We start from the raw sequence: 22,110 nt of genomic DNA on the forward strand, positions 1-22,110 counted from the left end.
TTTCTGCACTTTTTCCTTTAAAACGATTACTCACCAATGGCTTTGCTCAATAATTCTTTGTATTGTTCGACTGAAAAGTGAACAGGATTAGAAGATGCTGCTGCATCCTCAGTGGCCATTTTTGCTAATCGGTCTATCTGAGAACAATCAATACCCAACTGGTTTAAAGTGTTTTCAATTCCCAATTCTAATCTCATTTGCTCTATCCAATCCAAAAAACCGTCAAATCCTTTGGATATTGACAAATAATTTGCCAGTCGTTCTATCTTGTTTTCAATTTCACTACGATTAGCCAATAAAACATAGGGCATCAAAATCGCATTAAGCCGCCCATGATGAACATCATAGATTGCGCCTAATGGATGAGCCAAGGCATGCATCGCTCCAAGACCACGCTGAAAGGCGGTAGCTCCCATTGCTGAAGCCACGAGCATATGTGTCCTTGCCTCCAGATCACTACCGTCCTTATAAGCCCTAATCAAATTCTCCCTGATTAATCTTATTCCTTCCAAGGCAATACTTTCTGCCATAGGATGATAATAAGGGGCACAATAAGCTTCAAGACAATGCGAAAGAGCATCCATACCTGTTGCGGCAGTAAGTGATTTGGGAAGTCCAACTGTTAATTCCGGATCCAGAATAACCATAGCAGGCAACATCTTAGGATGAAAAATAATTTTTTTAACCTGTTTTTCAGTATCGGTAATTACAGAAGCTCGCCCAACCTCTGAACCAGTTCCAGCTGTTGTTGGAACGGCAAGAACGGGTGCCATGGCTGAAACATTCACGCGGATCCAATTATCACCTACGTCTTCAAAATCCCACAAAGATCTATCCTGGCCAACCATTAAAGCAATGGCTTTGGCGGCATCCAAAGCCGAACCACCTCCGAAAGCAATCACACCATCGTGTTGACCAGCTTTAAAAGCATAAACTCCATTCATCACATTGTCGCCGGTGGGATTTGTTTTAATTTGGCAAAATAATCCTGTTCGCAAACCGGACGCCTGAGCCTGTTGTATGACTTTAATCACCATTGACGACGAAGCCAATCCTGGGTCTGTGACTAACAGCGGAGCATCCATTCCCAACTCACGACATGCTTTCGCTAATTCATTGATGCGTCCAGCCCCAACCAGGATTCGTGTAGGGTAATTCCAATTGACAATGAATGATTGGTTTTTCATGTGTGATCTTCCTTTAATTTGAAAAAGACCATTCTAACTGATAGCGAGTACCTTTTTGCGTGAAAGATTAGGTCTTTTTTATAATTTCATTTTGAGCTTTAAAACATAAGAAATGGTGTCTACCAGGCTTTAAATCTCAATTCTAGTTCTAATATGAAATGATTTGGGGCGTGTTAAATACTCATAGCCTATGGTGGATAAGGTGCAACCCCTGCCTGATTTTTTTACTCCTGTCCAGGCCAAACCCGGATCAAGATAGTCACAACGATTGATAAAAAAAGTACCCGTTTGTAATCGCTCGCCAATTGCTATCCCTTGATGAATATCCTGAGTAAACACAGCAGCAGTCAAACCATAATCACTATCATTCATCTTTTCGATTGCTTCTTCATCACTATCAACCGACATAATCCCTACGACTGGACCAAAAGTTTCTTCTGTCATAATTCGCATGCGATGGTTAACGTCGGTTAAGATTTGCGGCGCCAGATACGGCGTACCAGGCCTATCCATTGCAAAATCCTTGGTATTTATATGGGCTATTGCTCCTTGGGCTATCGCTTCTTTGATTTGCTCTCTGACAAAGTCAGCTGATGAAGCGCGTACGAGTGGACCAAGAGTGGTTTCAGGGTTATCAGGTCGTCCCAATTTATATTGTCTAATCAAATTAACCGCTTTACTAAGAAATTTTTCGTATATCTCTTTATGAACATAAATCCTTTCTATACCACAACAGGATTGACCTGAATTAAAAAATGCACCATCTATGACTGTTTCTACCGTATGGTTCAAATCAGCATCTGCCCTGATATAAGCCGGGTCTTTTCCACCTAACTCCAAATTCACCGGAATAAAACGCCCTGCCACTATCTGTTCTACTCTTTCACCGCCGGCAACTGAACCCGTGAAAGCTACAGAATTAACCACTGGTGATCTTATGACGGACTCTGTGTCCTCATGCGTCAAATGCAAATATTGAAAAACTCCCTTGGGTAAACCTGCTTTTTTGAATGCTTGATCGAAACGTTCAGCTACTAATGGCGTTTGCGCGGAATGCTTCAAAATCACAACATTACCTGCCATAAGTGCAGGAATAATGGCATTGACCGCTGTGAGATAGGGGTAATTCCACGGCGCTATAACCAGGATAACTCCCAACGGTTCTCGTTTGATGTATCTTATAAAACCTTCTTTTTCAGGTAATTCCACAGAAGCCAGAGAGGGTTCGGCCTGTGCAATCATATATCTTGCTCTCTCTTCAAACCCATTGATTTCACCCTCAGCATAGCGAATTGGTCTTCCCACTTGCCAACAGATTTCCTCTGCAATAGCTACTTTATTAGCGACAATCTCATTGACAGCAGCCAAACAATATTCCTGACGTTCTGCCAAAGAAGACAAAGACCATAGATTTTTGGCCGCTTGTGCTTTGCTTAAAACAAATTTTATCTCTTCTTGATTCGCATATTCTCTTTCAACATAAAGAGAGTTATCTACAGGAGAATAGGTTTTTAAGGTAGCAATCATTTTTAATCCATAAGTTTTATAAAATCTGTCGTTTCAATTAAATAATTTCAAAATACCTATCCAGTTCCCAATCAGTGATATGTTTTCTAAATTCTCTCTCTTCCCATTCTCTTGAAGCAGCAAAATGCTCAACAAATTCCTGACCAAATAATTCATAAGCAGCTGACGAGTTTTTTAAACTTTGTGCCGATTCCCATAATGTGCGCGGCAATGCCAAGTCAGGGCTATGATTTTGTTCGTAGGAATTCCCTTTTACCTGAATATCAGGCTCTAACTTATTCTCAATGCCATATAATCCTGATCCTATTGCAGCAGCCAATGCCAGATAAGGATTGGCATCTGCAGAACCCAAGCGATATTCAATACGTTGCGACTTGTCATTACCTGGAATGACTCGTAAAGCGGTGGTACGGTTCTCAACACCCCAGGTTGCCTCTGTTGGTGCCCAATAGCCAGGAATTAATCTGGAATAGCTATTCACAGTCGGCGATAACATAGCTAGAAATTCAGGCATTAACTTTTGTTGCCCGGCTAAAAAATGGCGTTGAGTTTTGCTCATGTTATATTCTCTGCCCGATTCATAAAATGCAGATTTACCGCCATCTCTATCTCGTAAAGACAGATGAATATGACCACTTTGTCCAGGGTAATCTCCTGACCATTTAGCCATAAAAGTTGCTATTTTATTATTGCGTTGCGCGAGAATTTTCATAAATGTTTTAAATAAGGCCGCTTTATCTCCCGCTGCCTCAGCCTCATCAACGGCTATTGCGGCCTCAAGGACTCCCGGGCCTGTTTCGGTATGTAAACCTTCAATAGGGAAATCCATTTTTTCTGCCATAGTGAGAATTTGATGATAAAATTCAGCGTGGACTGTATTTCGAATAATCGAGTAACCAAAATTATCAGGAGTAATAGGCTTCAGGTTACGAAATCCTTTCGCACGCACACTGTCAGGCGTTTCATCAAATACAAAAAATTCATATTCTAATGCGGCATAAACATCATACCCCATGCCCGCTGCTTTATTGATCACACGACGCAAGATCCCGCGTGGACAAATGGCTTCTGCTGCTTGTGAAAATTCAGCCATAAACAGCAGCTGATTTTCTTCAAATATTATTTCTCGACAAGTTGAGGGAATAATTCGCACTGAGGCGTCAGGATAACCTGTATGCCAACCAGTATATTTCACATTATCATAGAGCTTATCTTTAGAATCCCATCCTAAAATGACATCACAAAAAGCAAAACCATGCTCCAAAGCCGAAAAAAACTTGTTCCGGCTCATATATTTGCCCAGCATAACACCATCGATATCAAAAAGACCAACCTTAATATGAGTCAATTGTCTTTCTTCCACGATGCGTTTTGCATCTTCTATGGTCCTGACCTCTCTTGGGTTTAACATGGCATATCCTTATGTCGTTCTGTCAATGTAAGCTTTTTTATTTCTCAATGCCTAATTATGATGAAGACGACACTGAGACAATAACCCATTTTGAATCCAGTTTTTTAAATAAGACGCTGCTTTCATTCCGACTTCTTCAGCAGGTATCCACTGGCATAATCCCTCACAAAGTACCCCAAAAGAGGCTCCCTGAATCAGAGCGTCTAAAGCCCAGGCCTCTTCTTCCGACAAGCTGTAATATTGAATAGTATAATTTTGACCTCGCCATAACACCCAGCCAGTAGCAGCAGAACCCTCGTTCAATTCTGGAATCTCAAGGTTATTGACCAGAGCTTGCCACAATGGAAAAACATTCCAATAAAAATTAAGCCTATGGACTGATGAATGAAGCACAAACCCCATCTCTGCCCAGGATTCAGGTGGCACTGTTGCCATCTCTTCTACATTAAGCACCGTATTATCTGCAGCATCAAAGGCTAAGGTCATTTTCCATTCCAGTTCAGCCAGTTCATACAAATAATAGCAAGACTTCGCATAGTACTTTTTTATCAATTCAGGCAATCTATCACCATACCATCGGATTGAACGGTAAGGAGATGGGTAAGAATCAATATAACGAGTACTTAACTTTTCAAATTCCTTGGTACCTAAATATGCATATAAAGCGGGGTAATTTGCCGCTAAACATTCAATCAATCTCAATCGATAACCGTCTTTATAAATATTCAAACGAGTTTCTGATGAAACCAACTTTGTTGGCACTATGGATTCTTTAATTGAGTCCTGTCCGGAATAAATGAATTCTTGAAATTGGGATTGTAAGGTCAAGAGGGAATTCATACGGCTACCTTTTCTTTTGCAGCTTGTATGGCAAGGTGTTTTGCATGATTAATTTCACATAAAAGCTCGCTAAAATCTGGCATGTTATCATCACGCTCAATCATAGTTGATACAGGACCAAGTCTCTGTATGGTAGCTTCATAAAGATCCCAAACTGGCTCAATTACAGGAGCATTGTGGGTGTCTATAATGTAATCACCGTGATTAGTGTGACCCGCCAAATGGATTTGAGCTACTCTTCCAAGCGGCATGGAATTAATATAATCCATTGGATCGAAATTATGATTGAATGAACTGACATAAACGTTGTTAACATCCAATAACAAATAACAGCCCGATTGTTTTACTATTTCCAGAATAAAATCCCATTCTGACATTTCTGACTGTTTGTATGTAAGATAACTTGATACATTTTCAATCAAAAAAGGACGTTTTAAGAAATCTTGTATTTCTTGAATACGGGATACTATGTGCTGAATAGCTTCAGTTGTATAGGGAACCGGTAATAAATCATGTGTATTTAATCCATGAACGCCAGTCCAACATAAATGATCTGAAATCCAGGCTGGTTCAATACGGGAGGCTAATTCTTGTACCTGCTTTAAATAATCCCAATCCAAAGGATCAGTAGTTCCCAGGGAAAGAGAAACACCGTGCATGACAATAGGATAGTGTTCGCGAATTTTGTCCAGATAATAGAGGGGCTTGCCTCCGGGAATTAAATAATTTTCAGTTAATATTTCAAACCAATCCAAATCAGGTTTGCTCGTCAGGATTTCTTCATAATAATTTGGCCGTAATCCTAGACCAAAACCTAAATATGGTAATTTTTGAGCTAATTTATTGGGGAATACTTCCATAGTAGACCATAAAATAGAATGGGGACCAGGCATGTTTCTTCTCCATGCCTGGTAAGATGCGACTGAAATTAATTGCTATTACTCAGCAACAGTACCACCTTGTTTTTCGCAATCTTCTTTAGACATCTCAAGAATGCCTTTGCCTTTGCAAGAATTTTGACCTTTGCAAGCGTTATCAGCAGTTTTACAGCTGCCTTGACCTTTACAAGCATTAACACCTTTACAGTGAATAGTGGTAGCTGTAGCATCAACAGCAAATGCAGGAGCCAAAGCAAACATAGAAGCAGCGCCAACAGCTAAAGCAGCACCTGTTAATTGTAATTTATTCATAGCAATTCCCTTTTTAATTAAATGAAAATGATTATAAACCCGGCAAATATCAATCGTTTTGCCAATAGCATTTTAAGAATCAATAATCAGAAAAGTCAAGATTATCCAAACCGATAAATAATTATTTTTTCAAATAGTTAAGTAAATATATTTGAGCACACCACGAGTTTCTGAAAATACTTTATATCATCAAAACCCGGCCATTTAGTCAAACAGGCTCGGGAGCCAGTTAAATCAATATGATTGTTCCTAATTTTCTAACTATCTTTAGCTCTTATTCAAAATATTAAATCAAATATTATTTTGGGGATTCATTAATCCAAATTTACCTTTTCAAGATAGTCAGGTATCTTGCAATTCCATCCTAGTTCCGTTTCAATATGTCCCTTTAATCCCAATGCCGCTTGAGGCTCGCCATGGGTAATAAAAACCTTCTTTGGGGCTTTCTCAAAATGTTTTAGCCAAGTTAGTATTTCCTCATAATCTGCATGAGCGGAGGTATTGGTTAGCATTGCTACCTGGGCTCTGACTGGATAATCATCACCATGGATTTTAACGGTCGGTTCGTGATTTAACATTTTTTCACCTCTCGTGCCAACAGCCTGGAATCCGGTCAAAAGGATAGTGCTTGCAGCATCAGGAGCATATACCTTCAAATGATGCAAAACCCTGCCTCCAGTCATCATACCACTTGCGGAAATAATAATTTTAGAGCCATGTTCCCAATCCACTGCCATTGATTCGTCAGGGGTATGGACATAAGTCGCTATTTGACAAACAGCTCGACACTCCTCTGCACTTAAGCGATGCTCGTTATGATGTTTTAATAATAATTCAGTGGCATTAATAGCCATAGGGCTATCCAGATAGACTGGAATATCCGGAATTAATTTTTTTTGTTTTAAAATATACAAATAATACAACATAGTTTGTGCTCTACCGACTGCAAAAGCAGGAATTAGTACTGTTCCCCCTCTTTTGCAAGTCGTATTGACTATGTCGGCTATAAACGCTAAAGGATCGGTTTTATCATGCAAGCGATTCCCATAGGTTGATTCAATCACCAAATAATCGGCAGAGTTCATTAACGCGGAAGGCTTCATAACAGGATCATTGAGTCTTCCTATATCACCACTAAATAATAACTTGATTTGCTTTGTTTGGAATTGAATAAACGCAGATCCTAATATATGCCCTGCCCTATGCCAGCTCACTTCGCAATCATCCATTAAAGGATAGCTTGTGTCATATTCTACAGATTCAAAATACTTTAAAGTATTATTTGCATCTTCCTGAGTATATAAAGGTAAAGCCGGATGATGCTTACTGTATCCGTATTTATTGGCTCTTTTGGCATCCTCCTCATGCAAAAAACCACTATCAGGCAGTAAGATAGAACATAAATCGGTTGTTGCAGCAGTTGCATAGATGCGGCCCTTAAATCCTTGTTTCACCAATAATGGCAAATAACCGCTATGATCAATATGTGCGTGGGTCAAAACAACGGCATCTATCGATTTGGGAGATACAGGAAGGGGGGACCAGTTTCTAAGTCTTAATTCTTTTAATCCCTGGAAAAGTCCGCAATCTACTAAAATCTTTTTATTATTTGATTCTACCAGGTACTTAGAACCGGTAACCGTACCAGTGGCACCTAAAAAAGACAATTTCATAATAATACCTTGTTGTATGTCATTATCAGTACTGTAATGAATAACACGACCTATTGCCAATTTATTTTAAGTCATTTGGAGTTTCAAATTGTCAATATTTATTCCGCCCATTCCTTTGCGCTTATGGTGTGGATGCTTTTATAAAACTGTTTTTCAAGTTTTTTACCCATTTGTCCCGATTCTCTTTAGTCATATCCGATTCTTTAATTGCATAATGAAGTACATAAATTCCATCCTTGCCCTTGGTAATTTTCAAAATTTCGTCTTGTTGCAGATTAGCAGGTTCTTGAACTTTAAATTCAAAAATGAGCAGATCGGGTTTTTCTTCAATGACATTGACCGTATATTTTACCCCTGATTTATCCAGGTTATATAAAAATTCATTTCCAAACTGAGCTGGCGTCATGTTAGTTAAACCAGGCATAAATTGTGTGGTAATCAACTCTTTCCAATTATTTATATCATCTCCAACAGGAATATATTCAACGGTAACTACCTTATCTGTTTTCTTTCCCCAAGCAATCTTCCAAGGTCTGTCATCAAAACGAACCATTTGCTTCTCATAATTGATAACTTGTGAATCAACTGATGAATCAGCCAAAGGGACAATACTGCAATAGAGTTCTTCTTTATAGGTTACAAATTCCACGCATTTTGGGTTATTTTCTTTATTGACTTTGATTAATCCTTCTGGAAGAGAAGAGCTATAAGGTTCCGCGTAGCAAATAACCGAGCCTAGTAACCCAAGACATAAGCCAATGAAATAGTTCATGCTTTTAATCCAAAAAGTGGATACTATTTAATTGTAGACGTTGAAATCTATAACCCACAATTTTCATTAGATATACTGGTATATAATTATATTAGAGAGCTAATAAGGAGATTGCCATGAATGGTTGTAAAATCAGTCCTGTTGGACTAGGTCTTTCATTAGGAGTTTTATGGGGATTATCCTTATTAATCATGGGATTAATCGCCCATTTTTATACCTATGGCAGACCTTTTGTTGAAGCAATTGCCACCTTATATCTTGGCTATGAACCTTCCATCCTGGGAAGCGTCATTGGAGGTGTCATTGGCTTTATTGATGGGTTCGTCACGGGATTCCTTATCGCCTGGCTTTATAATTGCTTTAGCTGTTGTTCTTGTTGCAGAGGCAAAGAAAATAAAAAGGAATGAGCCTGCTAACAATGAGAGGTCATGCTGTCAATGACGTAAAGATCAACGTCATTGACAAGGGAAGTTAATTTGTTTAAGACAAATCGTTTAGGGACGAACAATAATATGGTTCTCAACTGACTGAACCCCCTGCACCTGTCTGGCAATTTGTTCAGCAATATCACTCTGGCGAATTTTTTTCACATAACCACTTAATATGACCACATTTTGATTGGATTCAACATGAATTTGATTGATCACAGGATCATTGCTTTCCATTAGTGAATTTTTTACCGACTGAGCCAAAGTCATTCCTGATGGATTAGATGGAGTAAACATGTTGCTGACTGTATTGGTCTGACAACCCGCTGTACACAAAATTAAAAACACAATGATTACACTGGATAAATATTTTAGCATCACAATCTCCAAGATAGAGTGGATTTACCTACACTGAATTAAAAGAGCCGAATAATAGCACAACTCCCCTTGTTTCTACAGTAAAGTCAATGCATTTGAATCATCATTTAGCAAGATAAACTTAAGCCTTTTCAAACGATAACTCAGATTGAATTGTTATTTATGGAATGCTGCTATACTATTTTTTATAAATCAAACACCTACAGGATGCAAGGTATGAAAAAAACAACTGAAAAACCTATCAATAAAACAAACGAAATGCCTGCCTCCTCAAAAAAAGAAATCCTAAGCCCACTAGAACAAATACCTGCTCCTGAACAATCCGATCCCATTTTCAGATTCATTGATAAGTTATACCAGGCTAATCTGGGAAAGTTAACTGCCGGTATAAGTCCTGCCGCACTGGGTACAGCCTATTACTCCTGGTTTGCTCAACTGTTACAATCACCTGGGTCAATGCTAAGGCTGGCTTATTATCCGCTGTTGCATGCTAACGATTATCTTTCCAACCTTTTCAAGTATGACAATCCCAGAGATGGCAAAGACGTCCGTTTTCATACTGAGAACTGGAGCTATTATCCCTGGCGGCTTTGGGCTGAGCAATTTCTCCAATTCGAAGATTGGTGTTTACAAGCCTCAAGCAAAGTTCCAGGTATACCACTTCATGTCAAAAGAACGGTAACCTTTTCCACCAGACAGATTCTTGATGCCTTATCACCATCCAATTTTATTTGGACTAATCCTGATTTGCTCCAGGAAACAATTCGCTCGAACGGGCAAAATTTAATTCGCGGAACAGAACTTGCCTTTCAGGATTTTGTAGAAAAGATAACAGGTTCTCCTCCTGCCGGTGTTGAGAATTTTATCCCGGGGAAACAAGTCGCTATAACAAAGGGGAAAGTTGTTTATAGCAATCATTTAATTGAATTAATTCAGTACGCACCCCAAACGGAAAAAGTATATAAAGAACCGATCCTGATTTTACCTGCCTGGATCATGAAGTATTATATCCTGGATCTGCTGCCGGAAAATTCTTTAGTGAACTGGCTAGTTAGACAGGGACATACCGTATTTATTGTATCCTGGCGCAATCCGACTAAAGAAGATAGAAATCTTGGACTGGATGATTATTATAAATTGGGCGCTATGGATGCAATAAATGCAGTGAGCAATACCATTCCACATACCAAAATCCATTTAATGGGTTATTGTCTTGGGGGCACAATGGCTCTTTTAACTGCAGCCGCGATGGCTCATGATCACGATAACCGTCTTAAAACCTTATCCTTGCTCGCTGCTCAAGGCGATTTTATTGATGCCGGAGAACTACTGCTCTTTATAACCAAAAGTGAAGTATCCTTTTTAAAAAGTATGATGTGGGAGCAAGGATATCTGGACACAAAACAAATGTCTGGAACTTTTCAAATGCTCCGTTCATACGATTTGATTTGGTCTAAAATGGTTCAGGATTACATGCACGGAACTCAAAGAGGAATGATCCCTTTACTGGCATGGAACGCTGATGCAACTCGTATGCCATATAAAATGCATAGTGAATACCTGGAAAAACTATTCCTTAATAATGATTTTGCCGAAGGTCGATTTATTCTGGACGGGAAACCTGTAGTAGGCGAAAATATTCGGATACCTGCTTTTGTCGTAAGTACAGAAAAAGATCACGTGGCTCCCTGGAAATCAGTATATAAAACCCATTTGCTGATCAATTCCGATATTACCTTTGTCTTGACTAATGGAGGCCATAACGCTGGAATAGTCAGTGAGCCAGGGCATGAAGGACGTTATTATCGTATTAGGGAAAGAAAAATGGATTCAACCTATCTTGACCCAACAACCTGGTTAAAAAAGGCTGAATCAAGAGAAGGATCCTGGTGGATTGCCTGGCATGATTGGTTAGTTAATCACTCATCCCAAAAACTGGTGCCTGCGCCTAAACTGGATAAAAACTTGCCCAATGCTCCTGGAAAATACGTATTACAAAAATAAAGGGATTAGTAATGAATAATGAATTTCTTGAAAATGTCACCTATGAAGAACTGACTTTAGGGCGTCAGGCGAGCTTAAATCGTACATTAACTCAGGATGATATTAATTTATTTGCTGCTATGTCTGGAGACATCAATCCCTCTCATGTAGATCCTCAATTTGCTAAAAGCGATGTATTTCATGGCGTAGTCGGACATGGTATGTGGTCTGGGGCTCTAATTTCTACCCTGCTGGGCACCGTCCTTCCCGGGCCTGGAACTATCTACCTAGAACAAGATATTCAATTTATAACTCCTGTTCGCATTGGAGACAATCTTACAATTACCATTGTTGTTCGTGACAAGCACCCAGGTAAATCCATTGTTCATTTCGACTGTATGGGTGTGAATCAAAAAGGAGAAACAGTGATTAAAGGTCTTGCTAAAGTCATTGCTCCGACTAAAAAAATGAAGGTACCCCGAACTGTTTTACCTCTGGTGCAAATCCATCACAATGATCATTTTAATAAAATCATTGAAGCTTGCAGCAATTTGCCGCCAATCAAAACCGCAGTCGTTCATCCCGTCACCGCTAATGTCCTGGAAGCCGTTTATGATTCAGTCAAAGCTGGCTTAATCACCCCTGTATTAATAGGCCCTATGGCAAAAATCAAATGTGCCGCAAATGAAGCTAAAATTGATTTATCCAATTGGGAAATGATTGACGCAGAACACAGTGATGCTGCTGCTTTTAAAGCGGTTGAATTAGCAGCATCAGGGAAAGTAGATTCCATCATGAAAGGTGCCCTGCATACTGATGAGTTGATGTCTGCAGTGGTACCTGCCACTTCTGGACTAAGAACCAAATACCGCATCAGTCATGCCTATGTAATGGATGCTCCAACTTACCATAAACCTTTAATCATTACCGACGCAGCCATTAATATAGCTCCAAACGCGGCGGATAAAGCAGATATATGTCAAAATGCAATCAATCTCTGGCGTGTTTTATATGGAGAAGAAACAAAACCCAAGGTAGCTATCCTTGCAGCCGTTGAGATGGTGAATCCCAAGATGCAGGCAACCGTTGATGCTGCTATCCTATGTAAAATGGCTGACCGAGGTCAAATAATTGATGGCATACTAGATGGCCCGCTCGCTTTTGATAACGCCATCAATGAACAAGCCAGTAAGGATAAAAACATTATTTCTCCTGTAGCCGGCGATGCTGACATTTTGTTGGTACCGGATATTGAGTCAGGAAATATGTTAGCCAAACAACTCACCTTTCTCGGGCATGCTGACGCAGCAGGAATAGTTCTCGGCGCAAGAGTCCCTATCATTCTGGCCAGCAGAGCTGATTCATTAAGAACGCGTTTATTGTCGTGTGCTGTAGCAACCAAGATAGCCGCGGCTCGTAAAGCAGGCAAAATAAAATGAGGTATTCCGCACTGTTAATTATCAACTCAGGTTCCTCCAGTGTTAAATTCCAAGTGTTCTCCAATACCGAGAAACTTGATCTCCTTGCTAAAGGCAAGATTATTAATATTGGAGGAAAACCATCTTTTACAGCAGTTAATACAACGTCTGATCACCAGAGCACTCCAATCACTTTAGAAAAGGATTTAACGCATGAGCAAGCCATTCATAACATGCTGGATTGGATTAGCCAACAGCAACAAAACTGGGAAATTCATGCTGTCGCCCATCGGGTCGTTCATGGTGGAGAATACTTCACTCAGAGTGTCCTGGTTACCCCGCAAATCATCAGCCAATTGGAAACACTGAATTCTCTCGCGCCCCTACATCAGCCTCATAATTTGGCCGCCATAAAAATAATTAACCGTATTAAGCCCGAATTACCACAGATTGCATGCTTTGATACCGCTTTTCACGCACAGCACACTCGATTATTCACTGCCTGTGCTTTGCCAGAATATTTAAGACAACATGGGATTCGACGTTATGGTTTTCATGGCCTTTCTTATGAGTGGATTTCTCTTGTTCTAAAACAAGATTACCCTGATTTGGCTAACAGTCGAATTATTATGGCCCACTTAGGCAACGGGGCCAGTTTGTGTGCGATGCATAAAGGAGTCAGTATCGATACAACCATGAGTTTGACAGCTCTCGATGGTTTACCGATGGGAACGCGGTGTGGCAGTTTGGATCCGGGGGCTATCATTTATATGATAAGAGAATTGAATCTTACACCATGCAAGGTGGAAGAATTACTCTATAACGAATCCGGCTTACTCGGTTTATCAGGGCAAACCAATAATGTGCAAGAATTACAATCCAGCTCTGATAAAAACGCTCAATTTGCTTTGGAGTATTTTTGCCTAAAAACAGCCCAATTTATTGGAATGATGGCCATTTCGCTAGATGGAGTAGATGGTATTGTATTCACAGGAGGAATAGGGGAAAATTCAGAACTGATCAGAGCAAATATCCTCAAGAGGATACAATGCCTACGGCCTTTTTCTGTTATTGTTATTCCTGCGAATGAAGAAAAAATGATGGCTATGCATACCTTGACAGCCCTCAGGACGTAAAGGCGTATTTTTACTGGCATAGGTAATGAGTATAAAAATGGATAAAGACTACTATAAAATAATGGGAGTCAGCCAGGATGCTTCTGAAAAGGACATCAAAATGGCTTACCGAAAATTAGCCCGCAAATATCACCCCGATATTAGTAAAGAACCGAATGCGGAAGAACGATTTAAAGAAATGGCAGAAGCCTATGAAGTCCTGAAAGACCCTAAAAAAAGGTCTGAATATGATCAATATCTGAAATACAAAGAATTCAATCCCCAAAGCCATGGATTTACCGGACGAAGAACTCAAGAACAACCATTTCAGGAATTTCATTTTGATAGTGACTTTTTCGAAACCTTATTTGGGCACTCTCGCTATCAACAGCAACCAATGACCGGTCAAAATTATCATGGCAAAATCACTATTAGCCTAGAGGAAGCTTACCATGGAGCGGTTAAAAACTTACAAGTTCCTGTTGATCAAGGCCCAGAGACTAAAATACAAACCCTAAAAGTTAAAATCCCTGCAGGGGTTAAATCAGGACAACAAATTCGCTTAGCAGGACAAGGAGGCAGTGGAAGCGGTGGAGGTCCTCGAGGCGACCTTTATTTAACAGTCGAAGTGATGAAACACCCTATATTTGATGTCATGGAGAATGATATTTACCTCACCCTGCCTATCACGCCGTGGGAGGCTGCTTTAGGAGCTACGGTTGTCGTCCCTACCCTGGCAGGAAAAATCGATTTAAAAATCCCACCAGGCTCACAAGGCGGACAAAAACTCAGAATTAAAAATCGAGGTTTACCCGGCTCAACCCCTGGCAATCAATATGTGCTATTAAAAATTATTACGCCTCCTGCACAAACGGAAGAAGCGAAAGCTTTGTATAAAAAAATGGCAGAGATAATGCCTTACAATCCTCGTAAGACTATGGGAGTATAAGCGTGGGCAAAGACAATCTTTTAATAGGCATGCTTATCGAAGAAACAACCACGATTTCTTTTGTAGAAGTATGCCAGAAATATCATATTCCTGAAGAATTATTCATTGAAATGATCGAACAAGGTTTGTTTCCAGATCAACCAACCGATCCCCAAAAAATCGCACTAGGCCAAAAAGAATTGCGTCGCCTTGAATCTGCCTTTCGGTTACATAGAGATTTGGGCATTAACCTGCCTGGAGTCGCTTTAGCCCTTGATTTGCTGGACAAAATCGATCGCATGCATCATGAGCTTGAAATTTTACGCAAGCATTTTTAGGCATCAGAATCTTTAGGATTATAATCAGGTATCTCTTTAGGGCGATAACCTTTGATCGTCCTAAAAAACTCGATAATGTACTGAAAATCCTTTTTAATATCTCCTGTGGTCCAAAAAGGTTCATGAATTCTGATTTCTTTAGTGGAATAATCAGGGCCCACCATCACTATAGGAATACCTGCTTGCCGGGCAATATGATAAAACCCTTCCTTCCATCTGGTCACTGGACTTCTGGTACCTTCAGGAGCCAGGCCCAGCTTTAATTCATCAAGTTGGCGAAACAACTCCACAACTTTCTCAACCCTGTTTCCCTTTTTAGAACGATCAACAGGAGTACCTCCGACAGCACGCAAAAAATAGCTCAAAGGGAAAAAGAATAACTGATGTTTAGCTAAAAAATTGATTTTAACGCCAACAACAAAACGGGCACACAAACAAATGACAAAATCCCAATTACTGGTATGAGGAGCAACAATCACAATATATTTTTTTTCATTAGGTAATTCACCAACTATCTTCCAACCTATCAGTTTAAAAATAAAACGACATATTTTTTGCATGACAAAAATCCATTTTTGTTTTAACCCCAGTATACTGGATTTTGATATTCATATAGAAGAAATTGTTATTTCAGATCTTCAAGGTACAATATTCTTTTTTTCGAAACAACTTGCCCTATGCTATATCATGATCCATTGATTTCAGAACACACCATGAAATGGGTGCGGACATTCATTATCAATCATACGATTTGTCCTTTTGCAAAAGGGCCTGTCAATAAAGGCACATTAAGGATAATGACTTCAGATACCCAAAAAAAGCATCAGGCACTTAAAGATGTAATCACCGAAATTCAATTTCTGGAAGAAAACCCTGCTGTTGAAACGACTCTGCTCATTTTTTCTCGAGCGTTTAAAGACTTTTTTTCTTATCTGGATTTCATAAACCTTGCTGAACAATTAATTCAAAACTTAAATTATGAAGGGATTTACCAACTCGCTACTTTCCACCCGGATTATTATTTTGCTGATACTCATCCAGATGATGTCTCCAACTACACAAATCGTTCTCCTTATCCCATGATCCATTTATTAAGAGAAGATAGCCTGGACAAAGCAATCGCTGCTTATGGTGATACCCAGACTATACCAGAAAAAAATATAGCGACTATGAACGAACTTGGTTTAGAAAAAATTAAACAGTTATTGGCTTCCATTTCTATGTCCTAGCACAAAAAATAGATCAGTCAGGACTTAGGAAAAACCCCAATCTCCTCGTTAAAAAATGTTTTAATTCTGTCATTTAGTTTATCTAAACTCCCTCATTAAAAACATTTTTTGCCTTGACTTTGGCGTTTTTTGTAAGTCCTTTAGAAATTAAGCTATTGTAATACCACCATGCTTTATAATTCATTCTTATAAATGACACCATCTTTCATAATCAATTTAAGGTTTTCATCCGGGTGGAGCAGAACATTTAAATTGACTAAAGGATTACCATCTACCACTAACAGATCAGCATAAGCTCCTTCGCTTATGACGCCAAGTTTCCCCTTTTGCATTAACAATTCTGCATTGACTACGGTAGCTGAGCGAATGATATTGGCCGCTGAATCAAGCATCTTGCGCATTTCAAATTCTCTTAGCTGATCTCTCTGTGCCTCAGGGCCCCACAAATCTGTACCAAAAGCAATAGGAATCTTATGTTTTAAAGCATATTCATAAACCTTTTTGCCTTTTTCAATAGTATTTTTCAAATTGGCGACAATAACATCAGACAACCGGTTTTGTTCAGCACTTTCAATTCTTTGCTCCAATGAAATAAATGTCGGATCGTAAAACACACCATTTTCCGACATTAACTCTACAGTTGGTTCGCTTACAAAATTAGCGTGCTCAATGGAACGCACACCCGATTTAATGCACTTTCTTACTGATTCATCACTATAAGCATGAGCCATGACATAAGTATTTCTTGCACGTGCCTCTTCAACGATAGTCGATAATTCCTCCTCGGAATATTCATACAGTGTTGGATTGCTAAGGGAAGGGAAAACAACCCCGCCTGAAGCAAATACTTTTAATTGTGATGCTCCTTTCCTTAACTCTTCTCGAGCCGCCCTCCTCACTTCATCAATCCCATCTGCAATAACAGACATCGTCGAGAAAGAACTGATATGCCCGCAAGGATCAATCTGTTCATTCGGTTTTCTAAAATCAGCTCCTCCACCCGTTTGCGTTAATGCTTTGCCGGAATAAAATAATCGAGGTCCAGGAATACTCTTATTATCCAGTAATTTCGCTATTCTAAAATCAGCGCCTCCAGCTTCTCGTAAAGTCGTAAAGCCATAAAACAAGCTATTTTTCAGATAATTAGCGGCAGCCAAAAATATCTCTGCTTCGGAATAGAAGATATTTTTTGGGCTCAGGGTCAATCCGGTAATATGAGCGTGAGCGTCGATTAAACCAGGCATTAATGTCTTCCCTTTGACATCAATAATGCGCATTCCTTCGAGAGGTTGAAGCGGTGTTTGCGACACTAGGGAAATCAAATCATTTTGTACCAGAACATCAAAATTTTTTCGAATCTCTGTAGACTCTCCCAAAATAACATTAGCATTTTTAAAAAGAATTGAGTTCATTATAATCTCGAAGTCATTAATCTAACTTACTCTATTTATAGTCTATTTTGAGAACTCCGATTTGATCTCCATTTTCCCTATCCTGCTTTTTCAAAAGTATTTAATTTAACAGAGCCCAATAGAAAATTAATAAAACTTAAGTCCACATTATTAAAATAATGTACTAATATTTATCATATAGAACTCATTGTCAGGTGCATCATGAACACACAAGATCCAGCACTTTCGATCTCAAATCCTCGATTATTATCAGCAATATATTTTGGTTTGTTATCAGTCGTTGGCACGATACTGATCAATGCGTTTCTCACTTCGATTGGAATTGAGGAAATTATCCCAGTCTATCAATCGGTTATTCTGGGAATGGTTGTAGCCTCCTGCACTGGAGCCATTTTTGGAGAAGCCATTGTTCACTGTAAAAAACCTTATAAAAGAAAAACCTTTTGGTTGGGATTCAGTATGGTTATCGCCTCACTACCCGTCTTCGATCTTGGCCTTGTCTTCTTGATGTCAGAAGCTAATGCCAAGCTTTTTGAAGTAACCGATTTAAGTAGGATGGTTTTGTTCTACCTGGTTGTTCTGGCTTATAGTTATGTGCTTTTTGGTATTTTGCTGGCTGTCGCATCCGGGCTTGCTGCTATGTATTTAAGAGGGCAATTGGTATACGATATTCTGCATACCCAAACTCGACGTCAAAACAAACACAAACATGCATTGGCAAAAAGTAAATCAGAAGGACACCCCCATAAAGTTCACCGATGAGCTTAAATCAGATGAGCTTTATAATCTATTGTCTCAAGGAGCGATCGTTATTACTCCTAACAATAGATTAAGCGGGGCAATTCTTCAGAATTACTTCTCTTATTGTTCCAGAAAAACGATTATTAAGCCAAGGTGTTTGCCTTTTAATACATTCCTGGTTAAATCTTATGAACAACTCAAATTACAAAAACCAGATCTGAAACATCCCATACTTTTAAACTCGGCACAATGCCAACATTTATGGCGAAAACTGATTAAATCTCATCCTGATATTCTTTATACGCAAGGTTTGCTTAAAACAATAATACAAGCATGGGAATACTGTGAGCAATGGCAACTTACACCTGAAGAGCCTGCTTTTCACTACACACCACAAACGCAACAATTTCAACAATGGTGGCAATCTTTTAATAAAACACTTAAAGAAATCCCTGCTATTCATCAGCATCAATTAATTCCTTTCCTGCTTGATTCCAATTATCAGGGATTAGTAAAAACTATTGTCTGGATGTGCTTTGATGACTTTAATCCACAGCAATTATCCCTGCAAAATTATTTCAACACGCAGGGAATAACCCAATATACTTATGATTTAAAAGAAAATCAGGTAATCCCTACAGTTTTCTCAGCTAAAGATAAAAGAACAGAATATCAAGGATTGATGACTTGGTTAGAAAAAAAAATTCAACAAGGAAAAAAGCAAATTGGAGTTGTTGTCCCTAACCTTGAACAGGAATCACCGGTTCTGAAACGAATTTTACGCGACTGTTTTGATCCCAATTTATTTAATATTTCTTTAGGCAAACCATTAAGTGCTTTTCACTTGATCTCTCATGCTTTCATTTGGCTGAGTCTGGATCACAATCTGTTAAATAATCATCAAGCGGCTTTGTTACTCCAATCACCCTACCTTAGCAAGGCAAAAGATGAGTTTCTTCAAAGATCGCATTACTTACAGGAAAGCAAATTATTGCAAGATTACTCTTTCCCCACAAAATTATTTATTGAGGACATTACCTACAATACGCCCAAACTGGCTGAATTGTTAAAAAATATGAATTCTTACCCTGAAAAAACAACCATTGATGAATGGATCGATTTATTTCAGGAACGGTTAAATGGCATGGGGTTCCCTGGAGATTATGTTTTGAACTCAGAGGATTATCAATGCTTTAACCGCTTCACAATGATTTTTGACGAATTAAGACAATTAAGTCTGCTAAGCAATGACTTAACTCAAACAGAGGCATTGGAAGCTTTAAAATTACTCATAGACAACACCATTTTCCAACCTCAAAAAAGTAACTCGCCAATTCAAATTTTGGGATTGTTAGAAGCATCAGGTTGTGAGTTTGACAGCCTTTGGGTCATGGGATTGACCGACCAATGTTTACCACAACAAACACGTTTGTCTCCCTTTATTCCAGCCGAATTACAGCGCGAACTGGGTATGCCACATAGCATCCCCGCAAGAGAACTCCAGTATGCCAAACAAATATTGCAAAGATTACAACGAGGCAGCCTGGAAACTGTTTTTAGTTATCCACAATTTGAGGACGACACACCTAATTTACCTTGCTCATTGATTATTCATTATCCTGCTTACATAAGCCAATCTGCTGACAATAAAACAAATTTTCAAAGCGATTTGGTTCCTCTTGAAGAAAACTATGAAGTGCCCGTCAAGCCCGATGAATCCATTTCTGGTGGTACCAGCTTACTAAGCAATCAAGCCAAATGCCCCTTTAAAGCATTTGCACAACACCGACTTAAAGCCAATCCTGCCCTAAAAACTACAGATGGAATGGATGACATGGAAAAAGGTCAATTGATACATAAGATCCTGGAGTTACTCTGGCAAAGATTAGAAAATCAGGAACAATTAATTAAACTAAAATCCGATGAACTCGAACGTTGCATTGATGAAGTAATACAGGGCGCTTTGAATCCAATTAAGCAACGGCATAGCCACGCTTTTCCTGACTTGGTAGCCAATGTTGAATACATGAGATTAAAACGAATTATCTTGTCTTACCTGGAGTGGGAAAAACAACGCCCATCGTTTAAAATCAAGGGCTTGGAAGAAAATCATTCGATTAATTTGGCCGGACTCGATTTTAAAGTGAGAGTGGACAGATTGGATGAAGTTGGTAATAAGCAATGGGTCATCGATTACAAAAGTACTCTTCCTGGCGGTAAACCATGGAATGAAGAAAGACCGATGGAGCCCCAATTATTACTTTATGCGCTGCTTAACGAACAAATTAATACTTTGTTATTAATTCAATTAAAAACCGGAAAAATCAAGCTCAGTGGCTTTAGTGAGGAAAAGTGGGAAACCAAAGAGATTCATACTTTAAAAGAAGATGAAAATTGGGAAGAGTATCGACAACGTTGGCTAGAACAATTAACCCATTTAGCAGAAGAAATTAAGTCCGGCCATTGTCCGCCACGCCCTCAAAATCTGACCATTTGCCAGCGCTGTGATTTTCAGAACTTATGTCGCTTTCAGACTAAACAATAAACCAGTTTTAATTTATTGGAACTACTTATGCATCATTTAATTCTTGGTTATGGCTATTGTGGTTATTACCTGGCTCAAGAGCTTCTTGAACATCATCAACAGGTAACCGTAGTATCACGACAATTAAAAAAGGAATTGGAACTTTCGAAATTACATCATATAACCCATGATCTCGAATACCCATTTCATTGGAACGAGCCCGATTCCATTATCTACTATCTAATTCCACCTCCTTCTCAAGGTACCTGCGATACTTTCTTAGAAAAGTTTTTAAATCAAAATTCATTAAATGCAAAGAAAATTATTTACTTTGGTTCAAGTGGAGTCTACGGAAACCACCAAGGAGCCTGGGTTGACGAATTATCAACTTGTCTTATTGATTCTCCACGTCAACAAAGACGATTGGATGCCGAACAACAATGGTTAACTTATTGCCAGCAACACAATAGAGAACTCTCTTTATTGCGTATTGCCGGTATCTACGGACCCAAAAGAATTCCAGTCGATGCAGCCAAATCAAAAACTCCGATAATAAAATCGACTGAAGCCCCTTTTACCAATCACATTTTTGTCAGGGATTTGGCTTTAATTGCTTATTTACTTGGCCAAAAACAAACGCCATCGGCTGTATACAATGTTGCCGATGGCAACCCAACGCCCATGGGCGAACTTCAACAAACAGTAGCAAGCGTATTAGGAATTGAATCCGCTCCCTATGAACCTTTTGACCAAGCTTGGGAAAAAGCGAGCCCTATGAAAAGAGAGTTTATGCAAGCTTCCAAACGACTGAAGATTGACTTGTTAAAAACTATATTGGGTAAAGATATCCGTTTTACCAGCTTGTATGATGCAATAAAACAAAGCTTATGACTTTATGTTTTTGTAAAAAACATTCTTGATAAGTTAAACTTTAATTTTCTTTAAAATATGGTATTATGCTGCCACATTGGTTATATATAATCCAATAATTCGTTATAAATCAACAGGATTTTAAA

General features: G+C 39.0%; 21 protein-coding genes. 10 read left to right on the forward strand and 11 right to left on the reverse strand.

From position 1 onward, the window contains the following. Positions 1-26: 26 nt before the first annotated feature. The 8 genes from EL201_RS11290 to EL201_RS11325 all read right to left on the reverse strand — a co-directional run bounded on the left by EL201_RS11290 (position 27) and on the right by EL201_RS11325 (position 8,600). The gene (locus EL201_RS11290; protein ID WP_027222352.1) at positions 27-1,187 is read right to left on the reverse strand and encodes an iron-containing alcohol dehydrogenase; all 1,161 of its coding nucleotides are present in this window, start codon (positions 1,185-1,187) and stop codon (positions 27-29) included. Between the two features lie 129 nt (positions 1,188-1,316). Further along, positions 1,317-2,714, reverse strand: a complete 1,398-nt coding sequence (locus EL201_RS11295; protein ID WP_027222353.1) for an aldehyde dehydrogenase family protein — start codon at positions 2,712-2,714, stop codon at positions 1,317-1,319. Positions 2,715-2,751: 37 nt separating this feature from the next. Further along, positions 2,752-4,125 (reverse strand): glutamine synthetase family protein, encoded by a 1,374-nt coding sequence (locus EL201_RS11300; RefSeq protein ID WP_027222354.1) that lies wholly within the window; start codon positions 4,123-4,125, stop codon positions 2,752-2,754. A gap of 51 nt (positions 4,126-4,176) precedes the next feature. Next, on the reverse strand, positions 4,177-4,965 hold the full coding sequence (locus EL201_RS11305) for an HvfC/BufC N-terminal domain-containing protein (RefSeq protein WP_027222355.1): 789 nt from the start codon (positions 4,963-4,965) through the stop codon (positions 4,177-4,179). Further along, on the reverse strand, positions 4,962-5,825 hold the full coding sequence (bufB, locus tag EL201_RS11310; RefSeq protein ID WP_027222356.1) for an MNIO family bufferin maturase: 864 nt from the start codon (positions 5,823-5,825) through the stop codon (positions 4,962-4,964). Before bufB ends, EL201_RS11305 begins: the two co-directional genes overlap by 4 nt. 78 nt (positions 5,826-5,903) lie before the next feature. Further along, positions 5,904-6,155 (reverse strand): BufA2 family periplasmic bufferin-type metallophore, encoded by a 252-nt coding sequence (bufA2, locus tag EL201_RS11315; protein ID WP_010947964.1) that lies wholly within the window; start codon positions 6,153-6,155, stop codon positions 5,904-5,906. A gap of 314 nt (positions 6,156-6,469) precedes the next feature. Beyond that, positions 6,470-7,828, reverse strand: a complete 1,359-nt coding sequence (locus EL201_RS11320) for an MBL fold metallo-hydrolase RNA specificity domain-containing protein (RefSeq protein ID WP_027222357.1) — start codon at positions 7,826-7,828, stop codon at positions 6,470-6,472. 121 nt (positions 7,829-7,949) lie between these two features. After that, a complete protein-coding gene (locus tag EL201_RS11325) occupies positions 7,950-8,600 on the reverse strand; it encodes an HI_0983 family protein (protein ID WP_027222358.1) in 651 nt (216 codons plus the stop codon). A gap of 116 nt (positions 8,601-8,716) precedes the next feature. Between EL201_RS11325 and EL201_RS11330 the strand changes: the two genes are divergently transcribed. Beyond that, positions 8,717-9,007 carry a bacteriophage holin gene (locus tag EL201_RS11330; RefSeq protein ID WP_027222359.1) on the forward strand — a complete coding sequence of 97 codons (291 nt, stop codon included), beginning with the start codon at positions 8,717-8,719 and terminating at the stop codon, positions 9,005-9,007. An 87-nt stretch (positions 9,008-9,094) separates the two neighbouring features. Here EL201_RS11330 and EL201_RS11335 read toward each other — a convergent pair whose 3' ends face one another. After that, a complete protein-coding gene (locus EL201_RS11335; RefSeq protein WP_027222360.1) occupies positions 9,095-9,406 on the reverse strand; it encodes a BON domain-containing protein in 312 nt (103 codons plus the stop codon). Positions 9,407-9,622: 216 nt separating this feature from the next. On the opposite strand from EL201_RS11335, the gene EL201_RS11340 reads away from it, so the two are divergent. From EL201_RS11340 to EL201_RS11360, 5 genes are read left to right on the forward strand one after another with little or no spacing between them, the layout of a single operon-like run. Then, the gene (locus EL201_RS11340) at positions 9,623-11,410 is read left to right on the forward strand and encodes a PHA/PHB synthase family protein (RefSeq protein WP_027222361.1); all 1,788 of its coding nucleotides are present in this window, start codon (positions 9,623-9,625) and stop codon (positions 11,408-11,410) included. A gap of 11 nt (positions 11,411-11,421) precedes the next feature. Next, entirely contained in the window at positions 11,422-12,828 is a 1,407-nt protein-coding gene (locus EL201_RS11345) for a bifunctional enoyl-CoA hydratase/phosphate acetyltransferase (RefSeq protein WP_027222362.1), read from the forward strand. Next, a complete protein-coding gene (locus EL201_RS11350; protein ID WP_027222363.1) occupies positions 12,825-13,943 on the forward strand; it encodes an acetate/propionate family kinase in 1,119 nt (372 codons plus the stop codon). Before EL201_RS11345 ends, EL201_RS11350 begins: the two co-directional genes overlap by 4 nt. Positions 13,944-13,980: 37 nt before the next feature. Next, positions 13,981-14,871 carry a DnaJ C-terminal domain-containing protein gene (locus tag EL201_RS11355; protein ID WP_027222364.1) on the forward strand — a complete coding sequence of 297 codons (891 nt, stop codon included), beginning with the start codon at positions 13,981-13,983 and terminating at the stop codon, positions 14,869-14,871. A 2-nt stretch (positions 14,872-14,873) separates the two neighbouring features. Next, complete coding sequence (locus EL201_RS11360; RefSeq protein ID WP_027222365.1) at positions 14,874-15,188, forward strand: chaperone modulator CbpM; 315 nt, start codon at positions 14,874-14,876, stop codon at positions 15,186-15,188. On the opposite strand, the gene EL201_RS11365 is transcribed toward EL201_RS11360, so the two are convergent. Next, positions 15,185-15,748: a lysophospholipid acyltransferase family protein gene (locus EL201_RS11365; protein WP_027222366.1), complete on the reverse strand. Its 564-nt coding sequence runs from the start codon at positions 15,746-15,748 to the stop codon at positions 15,185-15,187. The genes EL201_RS11360 and EL201_RS11365 overlap by 4 nt on opposite strands. 117 nt (positions 15,749-15,865) lie before the next feature. Here EL201_RS11365 and EL201_RS11370 point away from each other — a divergent pair, with 117 nt between their 5' ends. After that, positions 15,866-16,417 carry a DUF1415 domain-containing protein gene (locus EL201_RS11370; protein WP_027222367.1) on the forward strand — a complete coding sequence of 184 codons (552 nt, stop codon included), beginning with the start codon at positions 15,866-15,868 and terminating at the stop codon, positions 16,415-16,417. A 173-nt stretch (positions 16,418-16,590) separates the two neighbouring features. On the opposite strand, the gene EL201_RS11375 is transcribed toward EL201_RS11370, so the two are convergent. Continuing rightward, the gene (locus tag EL201_RS11375) at positions 16,591-17,829 is read right to left on the reverse strand and encodes a metal-dependent hydrolase family protein (protein WP_027222368.1); all 1,239 of its coding nucleotides are present in this window, start codon (positions 17,827-17,829) and stop codon (positions 16,591-16,593) included. Positions 17,830-18,030: 201 nt separating this feature from the next. Between EL201_RS11375 and EL201_RS11380 the strand changes: the two genes are divergently transcribed. Genes EL201_RS11380 through EL201_RS11390 form a run of 3 tightly spaced genes read left to right on the forward strand, consistent with a single transcriptional unit; the run spans position 18,031 to position 21,985 of the window. Continuing rightward, positions 18,031-18,591, forward strand: a complete 561-nt coding sequence (locus tag EL201_RS11380) for a hypothetical protein (protein ID WP_027222369.1) — start codon at positions 18,031-18,033, stop codon at positions 18,589-18,591. Then, the gene (locus EL201_RS11385; protein WP_027222370.1) at positions 18,539-21,115 is read left to right on the forward strand and encodes a PD-(D/E)XK nuclease family protein; all 2,577 of its coding nucleotides are present in this window, start codon (positions 18,539-18,541) and stop codon (positions 21,113-21,115) included. Before EL201_RS11380 ends, EL201_RS11385 begins: the two co-directional genes overlap by 53 nt. A 27-nt stretch (positions 21,116-21,142) precedes the next feature. Beyond that, the gene (locus EL201_RS11390; protein ID WP_027222371.1) at positions 21,143-21,985 is read left to right on the forward strand and encodes an SDR family oxidoreductase; all 843 of its coding nucleotides are present in this window, start codon (positions 21,143-21,145) and stop codon (positions 21,983-21,985) included. Positions 21,986-22,110: the final 125 nt, after the last annotated feature.

It is taken from the genome of Legionella pneumophila subsp. pascullei (assembly GCF_900637585.1).
In the GTDB taxonomy this organism is placed as follows: domain Bacteria; phylum Pseudomonadota; class Gammaproteobacteria; order Legionellales; family Legionellaceae; genus Legionella; species Legionella pascullei.